General features: G+C 61.9%; 10 protein-coding genes and 1 pseudogene. 9 read left to right on the forward strand and 2 right to left on the reverse strand.

The genetic code is table 11. The annotated features are described in order from the left end of the window. A partial coding sequence (locus ABIA45_RS00725; RefSeq protein ID WP_404650877.1) for an aminotransferase class III-fold pyridoxal phosphate-dependent enzyme occupies positions 1–647 on the forward strand: 647 nt, incomplete at its 5' end. Between the two features lie 30 nt (positions 648–677). On the opposite strand, the gene ABIA45_RS00730 is transcribed toward ABIA45_RS00725, so the two are convergent. Continuing rightward, positions 678–1,154, reverse strand: coding sequence for an Lrp/AsnC family transcriptional regulator (locus ABIA45_RS00730; RefSeq protein ID WP_027544593.1), 477 nt, complete (start codon positions 1,152–1,154; stop codon positions 678–680). 113 nt (positions 1,155–1,267) lie between these two features. Continuing rightward, on the reverse strand, positions 1,268–2,593 hold the full coding sequence (locus ABIA45_RS00735) for an NAD(P)/FAD-dependent oxidoreductase (RefSeq protein ID WP_404650878.1): 1,326 nt from the start codon (positions 2,591–2,593) through the stop codon (positions 1,268–1,270). Between the two features lie 656 nt (positions 2,594–3,249). Here ABIA45_RS00735 and ABIA45_RS00740 point away from each other — a divergent pair. The 8 genes and pseudogenes from ABIA45_RS00740 (at position 3,250) to ABIA45_RS00775 (ending at position 13,703) form a co-directional block, all read left to right on the forward strand. Then, entirely contained in the window at positions 3,250–4,914 is a 1,665-nt protein-coding gene (locus ABIA45_RS00740; protein WP_404655592.1) for an ABC transporter ATP-binding protein, read from the forward strand. Between the two features lie 37 nt (positions 4,915–4,951). Next, a complete protein-coding gene (locus tag ABIA45_RS00745; protein WP_275511561.1) occupies positions 4,952–6,619 on the forward strand; it encodes a peptide ABC transporter substrate-binding protein in 1,668 nt (555 codons plus the stop codon). 74 nt (positions 6,620–6,693) lie between these two features. After that, positions 6,694–7,644: an ABC transporter permease gene (locus tag ABIA45_RS00750; protein ID WP_128263188.1), complete on the forward strand. Its 951-nt coding sequence runs from the start codon at positions 6,694–6,696 to the stop codon at positions 7,642–7,644. Positions 7,645–7,675: 31 nt separating this feature from the next. After that, on the forward strand, positions 7,676–8,554 hold the full coding sequence (locus ABIA45_RS00755) for an ABC transporter permease (protein WP_128263189.1): 879 nt from the start codon (positions 7,676–7,678) through the stop codon (positions 8,552–8,554). Between the two features lie 521 nt (positions 8,555–9,075). Then, positions 9,076–9,948: a GNAT family N-acetyltransferase gene (locus tag ABIA45_RS00760; protein WP_271543957.1), complete on the forward strand. Its 873-nt coding sequence runs from the start codon at positions 9,076–9,078 to the stop codon at positions 9,946–9,948. A 26-nt stretch (positions 9,949–9,974) separates the two neighbouring features. Beyond that, positions 9,975–11,144 carry an alanine racemase gene (locus tag ABIA45_RS00765; protein ID WP_404655593.1) on the forward strand — a complete coding sequence of 390 codons (1,170 nt, stop codon included), beginning with the start codon at positions 9,975–9,977 and terminating at the stop codon, positions 11,142–11,144. Positions 11,145–11,166: 22 nt separating this feature from the next. After that, positions 11,167–12,630, forward strand: a pseudogene (locus tag ABIA45_RS00770) (aldehyde dehydrogenase family protein). A gap of 392 nt (positions 12,631–13,022) precedes the next feature. After that, complete coding sequence (locus ABIA45_RS00775) at positions 13,023–13,703, forward strand: aspartate/glutamate racemase family protein (RefSeq protein WP_271543961.1); 681 nt, start codon at positions 13,023–13,025, stop codon at positions 13,701–13,703. Positions 13,704–13,751: the final 48 nt, after the last annotated feature.

A 13,751-nucleotide genomic window follows, 5' to 3' on the forward strand; every position in this document is an offset into this window, starting at 1 on the left:
TCTGCAAGGAGCACGATATTCTGTTCGTGGCCGATGAGGTCATCACCGGCTTTGGCCGTGTCGGTCCGCTCTTTGCCTGCGAGGAAGATGATGTCGTGCCGGATCTCATGACCACGGCAAAGGGGCTGACCTCGGGGTACGTGCCGATGGGGGCCGTTCTCATGTCCGACGGCGTCTACAACACGATTGCCGACGGCGCCGGCAAGGCGGCCGTCGGCCACGGCTACACCTATTCCGCGCATCCCGTCAGCGCAGCCGTTGGGCTCGCGTGCCTTGATCTCTATGAAAACGGCCTGTTGGAAAACGGCCGGAAGGCCGGGCACCGCCTGATGGAAGGTCTTCGCGCGCTTGCCGATCATCCGCTCGTCGGCGATGTCAGGGGTCGCGGTATGCTGGCTGCTATCGAGCTCGTGACTGACAAGGAACTCAAGACGCCTCTGCCGGCGGAAGCCGACGCGGCGCGTCGCATCTTCGACCGCGCATGGGACAATGGTCTCGTGATCCGCGCCTTCGCGCAAGGCGTGCTGGGCTATGCGCCGCCGCTGTGCTGCACGGATGGGGACATCGATGGCATTATTGAGCGGACAAAGACTACACTCGACCAAACGCTCGAAGACAAGGACGTCCGTGCGGCGATGAAGGGATGATCGCTGCGCTGCCGGTCGGCGCCATTGTTCTTAGCCATTGAAGATGCTTTCGAGCGGAAGATGGGATTTCACGATCGGGGACTTCAGCACGACGAAGCTGAAATACTTGTCGATACCGATATCCATCTCGACCAGGCGTTCCATGACCGCCTGGTATTCGCTGATCCCCGCCGTGATGAACTTGACGAGATAGTCGTATCCGCCCGAAACGAGATGGCACTCGACGACGGAATCGATCTTTTCAATCGTCGTGAGAAAGCGCGCGAAATCGATCTGCCGGTGATTTTTCAAGGTGATTTCAGCGAAGACCGTCAGAGTTTGTCCGAGCTTGGCAACATCGATCTGGGCGGAATAGCCGGTGATGAAGCCCTCCGTCTGGAGCCTCTTGACGCGCATCAGGCACGGGCTCGGCGAAAGATTTATCAGCTCTGCGAGCTCGACGTTGGAAATGCGCCCGTTCTTCTGCAGTTCGCATAAAATCCTGATGTCGATCTTATCGAGCTTCATAGCAATGCCATCAGATGAGGCCGACAACGGCGTCGGGGCTTTGAGTTTTCAGCGTCATATGCATCTTCATAGCATCAACCAGCAGCTTTTCCCAACGAGGCGGAAACTGCAATTCAGAACTCGCTGACCTTGCCCCAGGCGCTCATTCTCAGCCGTTCCGGCCTGTAGGGACGCGGGTCGACGATCGGTGCCCGACCGGTGATGATGTCGGCGATCATGTGCCCGGTGCCGGGCCCGATCCCGAAGCCGTGGCCACTGAACCCCGCCGCGAGGATGAAGCCTGGAATGGATTCAACTTCGCCGATTGCCGGAATGCCGTCCGGTGTGCTGTCGATGTAGCCGGCCCAGACGCTTGAGATCGCGAGTTGCCGCAGCTCGGGGACCAGCTCGCACGCGCGTCGATGCGTCAGCCGAATCTGCCTCATGTCGGGGCGGGGATTGAGCGTTCGGTTCAGCTCCATCGGGGTCACTTCATCGAGCCTCCATTTCGCCAGGGATTCGTGGCCTTGCCGCATGCCCTCGAAGGCCCCGGGGCTGAGGCTTCGCCAGCGGCGGGCGAACATGGGGAGGAATTCGCGGCCGAACCTGACCTGCTGCGGCGTCGGATCGACTCGCGCGCGCCCGCTGATGGCGAGCGTGTATCCGCCGTTGCCGCGCCGTGTGAGCGACAGCTGCGCAGTGTGCAGAGCATCAGGCAGGCCGGCTGCACCAGGAGCCACGGCGAGAATGGATTGGCGCACCGATGCCTGAGGGAAACGAATTCCAAGCTGGTTGCAGAACGAAGAAGCCCACGCGCCTCCCGCCATCACCACCGTTTTCGTCCGGATCGTGCCGGCCTCGGTCACCACCCCGCTGACCCGACCGGCGCTGAGCTCGATGCCGCGCGCGGCGCAGAGCTGGTGCACGGTACCGCCTGCCGCCATGATCGCACGCGCGGCGATGGGGACGGCTTTTGAAGTGTCCGCCGTCCCGTCTGTCGGTGAGAAGACGCCGCCCTTCCACTTACGACCCGTCGCCTTGCCCCGACCGCTCGCCTCTTCCGAGCTCAACATATGCGTCGTGACGCCAACGGTCCTGGCGAAGTCCCCCCACTTGGCCCAGCCCGCCAGCTCATTCTCGTCGTTCGACAAATACAACAGGCCGCAGCGGCGAAAGCCCGTGTCTTCACCCGTTTCCTGGGCAACTCGTTCCCAGAGATCGAGGCTCTTGGTCGCAAGCGGCAGCTCGCGTGCGTCGCGGTTCTGTTGGCGGCACCATCCCCAGTTGCGGCTGGACTGCTCGGCGGCGACGCGGCCCTTCTCGAGCAAGGCAACCTTGAGGCCGCGACGCGCGAGATAGTAGCTTGTGAACACGCCTACGACGCCGCCGCCGATGACGACGACGTCCGCTTCACGAGGAAGGGACGGACTGGATTCGATATGCAGGAGCGGCGCGCTCATCCGACAGGGATCTCCGGTGGTCGCCGTAGCGTAACCGAGGAATTGCGGCAGCCCCCGCGGACTTTCGTCGTGAGACCGAATATCCTGCGGTTTACTGCCTTTGACGCAGGCTAATATTGCGAAAATACCTTGCTTGCGTCGCAGCTTGCAGGCGGCGAGACTGATGCACGTGTTCCTGCGATCCGTCGCGCGCCTTCGTGGCAGGGGTCACGACAGGCCCGGCGGCGCAGATTGAAATGCCAAATCGGACTTCGTTTTCAGAAGTTCGTGCTGCCAGGATGCCGGCTTTCGGCGACTCCGCGGTGATTGAAATCGTCAAGATCGACAGAACCAACTGATCGATCGGCCAAGTCCATAGAGGCAACTTTCATGAGCCGTGTCCATGAACAGGCCTTCGCGGAAGCGATCAAGCCATGACGTGGATGCCGTCTGAGGTTCGCTTCGATCGAGTTGGCCGATCAGGTCGGCACTGCGCTCCGAGCAACAGCTCTTGCTTCTTGCGCGAAGAGACCTGAATCATGTCGCAGCCTCCAATGAAGGAATGGCAAGTTGAGCGGCGAATTATTGACCTGTCCAAGGAGCGTGGAGGCGCAAGGAGCCGAAGGCGCCGGCCGCACCAAGATGACGGCACTGGCTTGAAAGAGGAGGGTGCTCGCATGGTCTCTGGCATCCAGGTGGCAAGTCCCGCCGATGTCGCGCTGTCGGTGCGCGAGCTGACCGTGAGTCTGCCGAAAGGAATGGAGCGGGCCCACGCCGTCGAGAACATCTCCTTCGATCTGAAACGCGGACAGATTCTCTGTATCATCGGGGAATCCGGATCGGGCAAGTCGGTCACCGCCAACGCGATCATGGGCCTTCTGCCGAAGGTGATCCGGGTCTCCTCGGGTGCGATCCACCTGGACGGAATGAACATCGTAGGCCTCCCGCCCGACAAGCTCCGGAGCCTGCGTGGCCGCGTCGTTTCGATGATCTTCCAAGACCCTCTCTCGGCGCTCAATCCCCTGATGACCGTGGGTGCGCAGATCGAGGAGGTGATGGCTGCGCACGACGTCGGCACGCCGGCCTCGCGTCGCAGCCGGGCCATAGACTTGTTGATTGAAGTGGGTCTGCCTGATCCGCAGCTCATGTATCACCAATATCCCTTCCGGCTTTCGGGCGGGCAGCGGCAGCGGGTGATGATCGCCATGGCGCTGGCCCTCGAGCCCGCCATCCTGATCGCGGACGAGCCGACGACGGCTCTCGACGTCACGACCCAGGCGCAAATCCTCAAGCTGATCCGCGACATTCAGCGCCGCAAGGGGATGAGCGTCATGTTCATCACCCATGACTTCGGCGTCGTGGCCGAAATCGCCGACAGCGTTTTGGTCATGGAGAAGGGGCACATCGTCGAACAGGGCGGCGCTGTCCAGGTTCTGCAGTCGCCCAGTCATCCCTACACAAGGCGCCTCATCGCAGCAGTCCCGCACTTGACGGGCGAAGACCGTGCTCTTGTAGAAGCTCCGGCCAACGAGCCGATCCTCAAGGTCGAGGGGCTGGTGAAGACCTACCGCAGTGGCAGCGCGCTGTTCGGAAAACAGCGGATCGTGCCGGCGGTGAACCAAGTATCGTTCGATCTGGCGCCCGGACACACGTTGGGGGTCGTCGGCGAAAGCGGCTCGGGCAAGTCCTCGCTGGGCCGGCTGTTGATCAAGCTGCTCGACAGCGACGACGGCCGGATCCTGTTCGAAGGTCGCGACGTCGCCAAGCTCTCGGAGGCCGAACTCCGTCCGCTACGGCCGCAAATCCAGATGATCTTCCAGGATCCCTTCGCCTCGCTCAATCCGCGCTCGACGGTTGGACAGATCCTGACCGTAGGTCCGGCCGCGCATGGAATGCCTTACGCGAAGGCGTGCGACCAGGCACGGTCGCTGCTGTCGCGTGTCGGTCTCGATGCCGGAGCTTTCGGCCGCTACCCGCACGAGTTCTCCGGCGGGCAACGTCAGCGCATAGGCATCGCCCGCGCGCTGATGTTCAAGCCGAAGCTCCTGATTGCCGACGAGGCGGTCTCCGCGCTCGACGTGTCGATCCAGGCGCAGATCCTCAAGCTGCTGGACCAGATCCAGCGCGAGACCGGCGTCTCGATGATCTTCATCACCCATGACCTGCGTGTCGCCAGCCAAATCTGTGATGAGATCGCGGTCATGCACAAGGGCCGGGTCGTCGAGAGCGGGCCGCCGTCGCAGATTTTTCTGCGCCCGCAGTCGGCCTACACGCGCGAACTGGTCGCAGCGATTCCCGGGGAGCAGCAGGGCGGCGCACGGGCCTTAGCGGCAAGTTCATGAGAGCCACGGCGGACAGCGCCATCTGGAGGGAGATACGATGACAAAACGCTCTGGAAATTCGAGCTACTCACGACGCGACGCGCTGCGCGTAATGGCCATGGGCGGGGCAGCCAGCCTGCTCGCGCCCAACCTGCTCGGCAAGCCGGCTTACGGCCAGACTCGTCCGGAAAAGCCGACTGGCCGCATCATCGTCGGGCTTTCCCAGGAGCCCACGATCTTCAATCCCCTGATGGTGAAGATCGAGGTCGACGATGGCGTTCATTTCTCCGTCTTCGATGCCCTGTTCCGCGTCGATCCCAAGGGCGTCATCCAGCCGAATCTCGCCGCGGAGGTCCCGAGCCAGAAGAACGGCGGTATCTCGGAGGACGGCCTTAAATGGCGAGTCCGCCTGCGCGACAACGTTCGCTGGCACGACGGCGCTCCCTTCACGGCCGAGGATGTCAAATTCACCCTCGAGCTCATCACCAACCCAAAATTCCGCAGTTGGCGTACCGCGGGTCATTCCCTTGTCCGCGACATCACGGTGGTATCGCCACAGGAGATCACTTGGCGCATGGAAGAGGCCTTCGCGCCCTACCTGTCGTTCCTGACCGAAACCTTCATCGTCCCCAAGCATATCCTGGAGAAGGAGGCGGACCCGAACACAGCCGCCTTCAATCAAGCTCCGGTCGGCACCGGTGCTTTCAAATGGGGCAAACGCGTAGCAGGCGACCATCTGGAGCTTGTCGCCAATCCCGACTATTTCGGCGAAGGTCCCTACATCAATCAACTGGTCTTCAAGTACATCCCTGACCTCACGGTCCTCTACACTCAATTCAAGAGTGGCGACATCGACCTCGTCGGTCAGGCTTACATCACGCCTGACAATTACCAGGAGGCCCGCAAGCTGCCGGACCGTGTGGTGACGCTGGTGCCGAGGTCCTCGGTCGAGACGATCTATTTCAACCTCGAGCGGCCGCAGTTCAAAGAGCTTGCGGTCCGCCAGGCGATCTATGCCGCCATCGACAGGAAAGCGATCCTCGAAGGGCTCTACTATGGCGTGCCGAACGCCACGGAAACCTTCATGCCGCGGCAATCGTTCTATCATAATCCGAACCTGCCGGTTCAGGAGTTCAGCCCGAAGCAGGCGCGAGAGATCCTGGATAAGGCGGGCTGGCTGCCGGGGCGCGACGGTATCCGCGCCAAGGATGGGGTGCGTCTGTCCTTCGCGAATTCGGCGACATCAGGCGACCATCTGCGCGAGCAGGTTCAGCAATTCCTCAAGCAGTCACTGGCCGAGATCGGCATCGAGATGACGATATCGAACTTGCCCTCAGCGGTGATCTTCGGCGATTTCTGGGTCAAGTCGCAATTCGATACGATGTTCGCGGGCATCACCTATCTGATCGGCGCCGATCCGGACGTGACGAATCGATTTCATTCGCGGGCAATTGCTGCGAAAGGCGGTCGTGGCTCGAACACCGCTCAGTATGCCAATCCGGAAGTCGATGCCCTTCTCGATAAGGGCGCCCGCTCCTTCGATCCCGATGAGCGGCGTGCGATCTACCACAAGGTCCAGGAACTGGTCCGTCGCGACCTGCCCTTCATGCCGCTGTACCAGAGCACGTCCGTCCATGGGTGCAAGAGCGCGATTCGAGGCGTGGTACCGAACCCCAACACCCGCACAGAATCGTGGAATGCCGCGAGCTGGTATCGGACGGCTTGAGCACGGCGGCCGCCGCTCAACTTTCGGGAAGGCCGGCGGCCATCCAATGGCACTATCACGTTACTGAGGGCCAAATGCGCGCATTCCTGCTCAGCCGTCTTTCGCAGAGCCTCGTGCTGCTGGTGATCGTTTCGATGATCGGCTTCGTCATCCTGAGCATCAGCCCGGGCGGCCCCCTGTCGCAACAGGGGCTCGATCCAGGGATGACACAGGCGGATATCGCCCGCATCAAGGAGCAACTCGGGCTCAACCGGCCGCTGTGGATCCAGTATCTCGATTGGGCGTGGCGCCTCGTTCAGGGTGATTGGGGCCATTCCTTCCGCGGCGGCACGCCGGTGCTGACGGTCATCGGCCGGCACGTCTTTGCCACGCTCCTTCTCATGGGCACATCGACGATGATCGCGATAGCGGTCGGCACCTGGATCGGCATTCGTGGCGCCACGCACCGTTATTCCCTGTTCGATTATCTGGCGACCGCCGGAGCCATGGTCGCACTGTCGATTCCTACCTTCTGGTTCGGGCTCGTCGGGATCTACATCTTCTCGCTGCGGCTGGGCTGGTTGCCAGCGGGCAACATGTACACGATCGGCGACGGCTCGGCGCTGAACTATCTGCATCACCTCATCCTGCCGAGCATCGTGCTGTCGCTGGTCCATGTGGCGGTCTGGAGCCGCTACATGCGGACGGCAACGCTCGACGCCATCAGCCAGGATTTCGTGAAGACGGCGCGCGCCAAAGGCGTGAGCGAGCGCCGGGTCTTGATGAAGCATGTCGTCGGTAACGCGCTCCTGCCGATGATCACGCTGGCCGGAGTGCAGTTGCCCAGCATTCTGACCGGCGCATTGGTGACCGAGACCGTCTTTACCTGGCCGGGAATGGGACGCCTGTTTCTGGACAGCCTCAACTACAGCGACTACCCGGTCGTGATGGGGCTGCTGATGTTCTCCGCCGTCCTGGTCATTCTCGGAAACCTGATTGCGGACATCGTCGTCGCTATTGTCGACCCGCGCATACGTCTGGCTTGAATCCGCAACGCCCTGCAAGGAGCCGACCGTTATGACCGCTCTCGCCGTAAGCACAGCGCCAAGCCGATGGTGGCACAGCCGCGCGGCATACCGCTTCATGAACCATCGCCTGGCGCTGCTGGGTCTGGCAATGATCACGCTGCTGACGCTGGCATGCGTCGTGGGCCCGTATCTGCTGCCATATGACTCTCTCAACATTGACTTGCGCGCACGCTTCGCTCCTCCGATGACCGGAAATCATTATCTTGGCACCGATCCGCTCGGACGGGACCTGGCGGCTCGACTGCTGATGGCAGGACGGATCTCGCTGCTGGTGGGATTTTCGGCGATGCTGATATCGATCGTGATCGGAGCACTGGTCGGCGTGGTCGCAGGATATCGCGGCGGCTGGATCAGCGCAGTCCTGATGCGGACGGTCGATGGGTTCCTGTCCTTTCCGTCGATCTTTCTCGTGCTGGCGCTGGCTGCAGCTTTGCGGCCGAGCCCCCTCATGATCACGGTTATCATTGCGCTCACGAAATGGATGGAAGTTGCCCGCATCGTCGAGACCGAGGTTCGCTCGCTACGCGAACGCGAGTTTGTCCAGGCCAGTCGAATGCTCGGCTTGAGCGGAACGCATATCATGTTCAGGGAGATCTTGCCCAACGCCATGGGCCCGATCATCGTCGCCGCCAGTTTGACGGTTGCCCGCGCGATCCTTCTCGAAGCCTATATCAGCTTTCTAGGTTATGGGATTCAGCCGCCGCTGCCGAGCTGGGGCAACATGCTCAACGGCGCCCAGCAATATCTGGCGAGCGCTCCATGGCTCGCCATCATTCCCGGCGCCGCGATTACGATCGCAGTGACGAGCTTTAACTTCATCGGCGATGGCTTGCGCGATGCCCTCGATGTTCGAAACGACCACATCTGATCAGCTCGCGCCAAGCCGCGGCTGAGCACGGCAGGATATGAGAGAAGCAAACTAGCTCCCTCGGAACGCTTGCTACTTCCATGCAGCGCGCTGCGGCGTTTCGGTTTTTACTGTCGCGCCTTTGGGACTTATATCTGCCCCGCAATGCTACGCTCTTAAAGCCACACGATCCGGGTCACTTCGAGCGCATGTTGCGTATGCTACGTGGGGAAATCCCCATGATGATCGCCGAAATGGCGCCCTAGCGACGATTGGGGGTAAGTATGACGCCGACTTTCGAACTCCGCGCCGCGGCAGCTCTGACGGCCCGCCTTCGAACGGCGTCTTGGCGCGCCCGCCGCTGACCGCAGATTGCCCGCCTCGAGCCACGAACAATGAAATTCTATGCCGAACTTTGCTCCAGTCCAATTGTGTAATGCTGTCTGGTGCAACGTACAGTGCGGACGATGCGAGGATCAGGTGGCCCTCACCGTCAATCAGGTCCTGGCGACAAGTACAGCGAGCAAGAGAAACGTCGACCAATGATGAAGCCCGCAGCCTACAAGGCCGGAGATCGCGACGATCGAGCCGCAGTGCTGGTTCCGTTCGCCAAGTTGCATCTGGAGGGCGCCCTGAAGCTCTCGCAGGAAATGTCCTGGCCCTATCGGCTCGAAGATTGGGATGTCGCGCTACAGCTGGGCCAAGGCTTTGTTCTGGAGCGGGCTGGGACGGTGATCGGGACCGCGGCATGGTGGCCGTATGGCGAGACCCATGCTTCCGCTGGTATGATCATCGTCGCGAAGACTGCTCAGGGCCGTGGCTATGGGGCCCGGCTCATGGATGCGTTGTTGACGTCCGCGCGTCCACGAAGCATTGCGCTGAATTCGACCGCCGAAGGCCAGGCGCTTTACCAGCGGCGCGGTTTCGTCCCCGTCGGGGTCATCCACCAGCATCAGGGACTTCCTAGAGGACGCCATGAGCCGCCGCCGGGGCTCGTCAGGCCGATGGCTGCCTCGGATTTCGAGGCGATCATGCGACTCGATCGCGACGCTACGGGCTTGGAGAGACGACACATGCTCGAAAAGCTGCTCAAAAGCGGTGATGGCTATGTCCTGCAGCGCGACGGCACGGCCCGCGGCTACGCCATTTCCCGGCTGTTCGGCCGCGGGCATGTCATCGGTCCTGTCGTCGCCGAAACCGCGACCGATGCGCAGGCGCTGATCGAGGCTGCGCTCGCGCGGCTCGGCAGTGTTTTTGTCCGCATCGACACCTCTGCCACATCGCAACTCGGGGATTGGCTTGAAGGCATCGGCCTGGAGCAGGTCGGCGATGCCACCACCATGATCCTGGGCACGCCGGCGCTTTCGCGCGGGCCGGCGCGCGTGTTTGCGATTCCCAATCAGTCGTTCGGCTAGGAGACATCGACGTGCGACGCGAGGAGATGAGCGGAACGGATCACCAGAACTCCGAGACGGCCGCAACGCTCGGCACGTTGGCAACGCCGGCTCTCCTGCTCGACGAGCATCGGCTCGATCGGAATCTCGCCCGCCTGTCCTCGCGCATGGCGGAGCGGGGCGTCGTGCTGCGTCCCCACATGAAAACCGCGAAATCGATTGATGTGGCCCGACGCGCCGATCCGTCCGGATCGGGGCCGATTACTGTCTCTACCCTGGCGGAAGCCGATTACTTCGCGCGGCACGGTTTTCGCGACATGACTTATGCGGTGGGTCTGGCGCCCCACACAGCTGAAAGAGCGATGCGTCTGCGCAAAGCAGGCGTTGACCTTAAAGTACTGCTCGATTCGCCGGAGCAGGCAAGAATGCTGGGCGCCTCCGGTCGTGCCGCTGGTGTGACACCGACCGCGTTCATCGAGATCGACTGCGATGGTCACCGCGGCGGGTTGACCGCGAACAATCCAAAGCTCATTGCTGTCGCGGTCGCGCTAGGCGAGGCCGGCGTCAAGCTTGCCGGCGTTCTTACCCATGCCGGCGAATCCTACAGCCTCTTCACGCCCGAGGCTCTCGTCACGGCCGCGGAGAATGAGAGAGCGGTGGCGGTTGCCGCCGCGGAAGCCTTGCGGGCAGCCGGGCACCAATGCCCAATTGTGAGCGTCGGCTCGACGCCGACAGCGCATTTCGCCGAAGACCTGACCGGCGTCACGGAAATGCGGGCGGGCGTCTACATGTTCTTCGACTTGGTCATGCACGGTGTTGGTGTCTGTACGACGGAGGACATCGCCATCTCGGTGCTCGCTACCGTGATCGGCACCAAGTCTGAGAAGGGTTGGATTTTGGTCGATGCGGGCTGGATGGCGCTCTCGCGCGACCGCGGCACCGCGGCGCAGCGGGTCGACCAGGGATATGGTGTGGTCTGCGACGTGGCCGGCAAGGTCTATCCGGACCTGATCGTTTCGCAAGCGAGCCAGGAGCACGGCATCCTCGCCATCAGGCCCGGGTCGTCGGGCGCTTTGCCCGACCTTCCGATCGGCGCGAAGGTCAGGATTCTCCCCAATCACGCCTGTGCGACGGCCTCGCAACACGAGTTGTACAACGTCGTCTCCGCCGGCAGCGAGGCGATCGAAGCGCGATGGCCCCGGATGCGCGGCTGGTAGGCCGCCGAAAGGATCGCTTCCAATGACCTCGCCCCTTCGACACCTGACGGAAGCTGGCCCCCTCGGAAGATTTTACATCGACGGAGAATGGCGGAAGCCGATCGGATCAGTCGCGGCAACAGCAACCGTGGTCAATCCGGCGACGGAGCAGCCGATTGCTGACGTCGCGCTCGGCGATGACGATGACGTGGACTGCGCCGTCGCAGCCGCCAGACGAGCCTTCGCCGGCTGGTCCGCGACACGGCCCGCTGAGAGAGCGGCGCTGCTCGACCGGATTCACGCTTTGCTTCTTGAGCGCCTGGAGCTGTTCGCGCAGGCGCTTACCTGCGAGATGGGAGCTGCGATTAGCTACGCGCGTCGCGCTCAGGTGCCGTTGGCCGCCGAACATATCCGCGTCGCCCGCGAAAATCTCGCGAATTATCCTTTCCTCGCCGCGCGCGGCAGCACCGCGATTATGCGCGAGCCAATCGGCGTCTGCGGCCTTATAACGCCATGGAATTGGCCTCTCTATCAAATCACAGCCAAGGTCGGTCCGGCGCTCGCAGCAGGCTGTACGGTAGTGTTAAAGCCGAGTGAGCTGTCGCCGCTGAGCGCTTTGCTATTCGCGGAGTTGATGGACAATGCGGATTGTCCGCCCGGCGTCTTTAACCTCGTCAATGGGACAGGTCCGATCGTTGGCGCCGCTCTGGCGTCGCATCCAGAGGTCGACATGATCTCGATCACCGGCTCGACGCGGGCCGGCGTTCTCGTTGCGCAAGCGGCGGCGCCCACCGTCAAGCGCGTTGCCCAGGAGCTCGGCGGCAAGTCGCCGAATATCGTCTTGCCGGACGCCGATCTCAGCCGTGCTGTTCCTCTCGGCGTCGGCGCCGCCTTCCGCAATCTCGGCCAATCCTGCAGCGCACCGACGCGTATGCTCGTGTCTCGCTCGCACATGGAAGAAGTCGAGACTTTGGCGGCAGCGGCCGCTTCAGAACTGGTGGTCGGCGATCCCCTTGCGGAAAGAACGACTCATGGTCCGATTGCGAACCGTCCACAATTCGAGCGAGTCCAGGCCATGATCGGTGTCGGCCTGGAAGAAGGCGCCAAGCTCGTCATCGGCGGGCCCGGGCGGCCCGGCGATCTTCGGATTGGCTTCTATGCGCGGCCGACCATCTTCTCGAACGTCCGTCCCGACATGAGGATCGCGCAGGAGGAGATATTCGGCCCGGTGCTGTCGATCATTCCCTACGACACCGTGGACGAGGCGATCGCGATCGCCAATGACACTGTCTACGGCCTCGGCGCGCAAGTGCAGGGCACCGATATGGAGACGGTACGGGCGGTCGCCCATCAGATTCAGTCGGGCCAAGTGCATCTCAATTATCCCGACTGAGACCCCAACGCACCTTTTGGCGGCTACAAGCGCTCCGGGAACGGCCGCGAATACGGCATCGAGGGCATGGAGGAGTATCTCGAGACGAAGGCCGTCCTCGGATTTTACCGATGAATGCTGGCAACATCTGCTTGGCACCGCACAAAACTGGTCTGCGCTGCGATCGGCCGGTTATTTGATGATGCGCCTTCACCTCCGAAGAACGTTCCAGCCGTCGTTCACAACGCACTGGAGCGCGCCTGCCGCCGCAACAACATCCTTTCGACCTGGGGACCGTATCCGGACGTCCCCCCAAAGCTATGCTGCAATCCTTCCGGCAAATCACGGCCAGGTATTGCAGTCCAAGACCTGGAGATCGCCGTTTGCGGAGGTGAGGAAGTGGAAGAAACTTCTAAGCATCTGCTGAACTCCGCCAGAAGAGGGTTCTCACGCTGCACAGGTTGAACAACTGGTCCAAACATCCATTTCCGCCAACTCAGCTCTCAGCGACTAGATGGAAATTAAATATGTCAGTTCAAAGTACGAGAGGTTCCGCCAAAACGGTGGCGTTCATCCATACGGTTTCCGGCGTCGTTTCCGAGTTCGAGGGCCTCGCCAAAAAACATTTGCCCGATTGGAAGCCGTTCGCGATCCTCGACGAGAGCCTCTTGAGAAACACCATTGAGTGCGGGTCGCTCTCCGATCTGACGAAACGGAGGCTCGCGACCTACGTATGGTCGGCAGCCGACGCCGGGGCAGATGCGGTTGTCGTCACATGCTCGACTCTCGGACCGGCAGTCGATGCCATTGTGGCGCTCTGCCCTGTGCCGCTGTTCCGTATTGATGAAGGTATGGCCAAAGCCGCTGTAGAGCTTGGAAACCGCATAGGCGTCCTAGCGACCTTATCCACAACGCTGGTGCCGACAGTGGATTTGCTGAAGCGCCAGGCATGCGAGGCGGGCAAGGCGATAGCGATCGACCATGTACTTGTTGAGGGAGCGTTTCAACTCCTCGCCGATGGGGACGTCGAAGCCCATGACGCGCAGATCCGTCAAGCTCTCGAAGGGCTGTCGCAGAAGGTTGATGTGGTCGTTTTTGCGCAGGCCTCGATGGCTCGGGCAGTGCGGGGCACGGCCCACAGTCTTCCAGTTCTGACAAGCCCCGTGCTTGGGGTTGAAAACGTGAAACGGCGTTTAGAGCAGCGATAGGGACCAGGTGGGAGAGGCTGCAAATGGTTCGCCATCCTCGAAAACCTT

Origin of the sequence: Bradyrhizobium sp. USDA 336, assembly GCF_044908355.1 — a bacterium.
In the GTDB taxonomy this organism is placed as follows: domain Bacteria; phylum Pseudomonadota; class Alphaproteobacteria; order Rhizobiales; family Xanthobacteraceae; genus Bradyrhizobium; species Bradyrhizobium yuanmingense.

Coding starts and splice junctions, on each gene's coding strand:
- ABIA45_RS00730 (WP_027544593.1), bottom strand. CDS start 1,154: ATGAAGCTCGATAAGATCGACATCAGGATTTTATGCGAACTGCAGAAG.
- ABIA45_RS00735 (WP_404650878.1), bottom strand. CDS start 2,593: ATGAGCGCGCCGCTCCTGCATATCGAATCCAGTCCGTCCCTTCCTCGT.
- ABIA45_RS00740 (WP_404655592.1), top strand. CDS start 3,250: ATGGTCTCTGGCATCCAGGTGGCAAGTCCCGCCGATGTCGCGCTGTCG.
- ABIA45_RS00745 (WP_275511561.1), top strand. CDS start 4,952: ATGACAAAACGCTCTGGAAATTCGAGCTACTCACGACGCGACGCGCTG.
- ABIA45_RS00750 (WP_128263188.1), top strand. CDS start 6,694: ATGCGCGCATTCCTGCTCAGCCGTCTTTCGCAGAGCCTCGTGCTGCTG.
- ABIA45_RS00755 (WP_128263189.1), top strand. CDS start 7,676: ATGACCGCTCTCGCCGTAAGCACAGCGCCAAGCCGATGGTGGCACAGC.
- ABIA45_RS00760 (WP_271543957.1), top strand. CDS start 9,076: ATGATGAAGCCCGCAGCCTACAAGGCCGGAGATCGCGACGATCGAGCC.
- ABIA45_RS00765 (WP_404655593.1), top strand. CDS start 9,975: ATGAGCGGAACGGATCACCAGAACTCCGAGACGGCCGCAACGCTCGGC.
- ABIA45_RS00775 (WP_271543961.1), top strand. CDS start 13,023: ATGTCAGTTCAAAGTACGAGAGGTTCCGCCAAAACGGTGGCGTTCATC.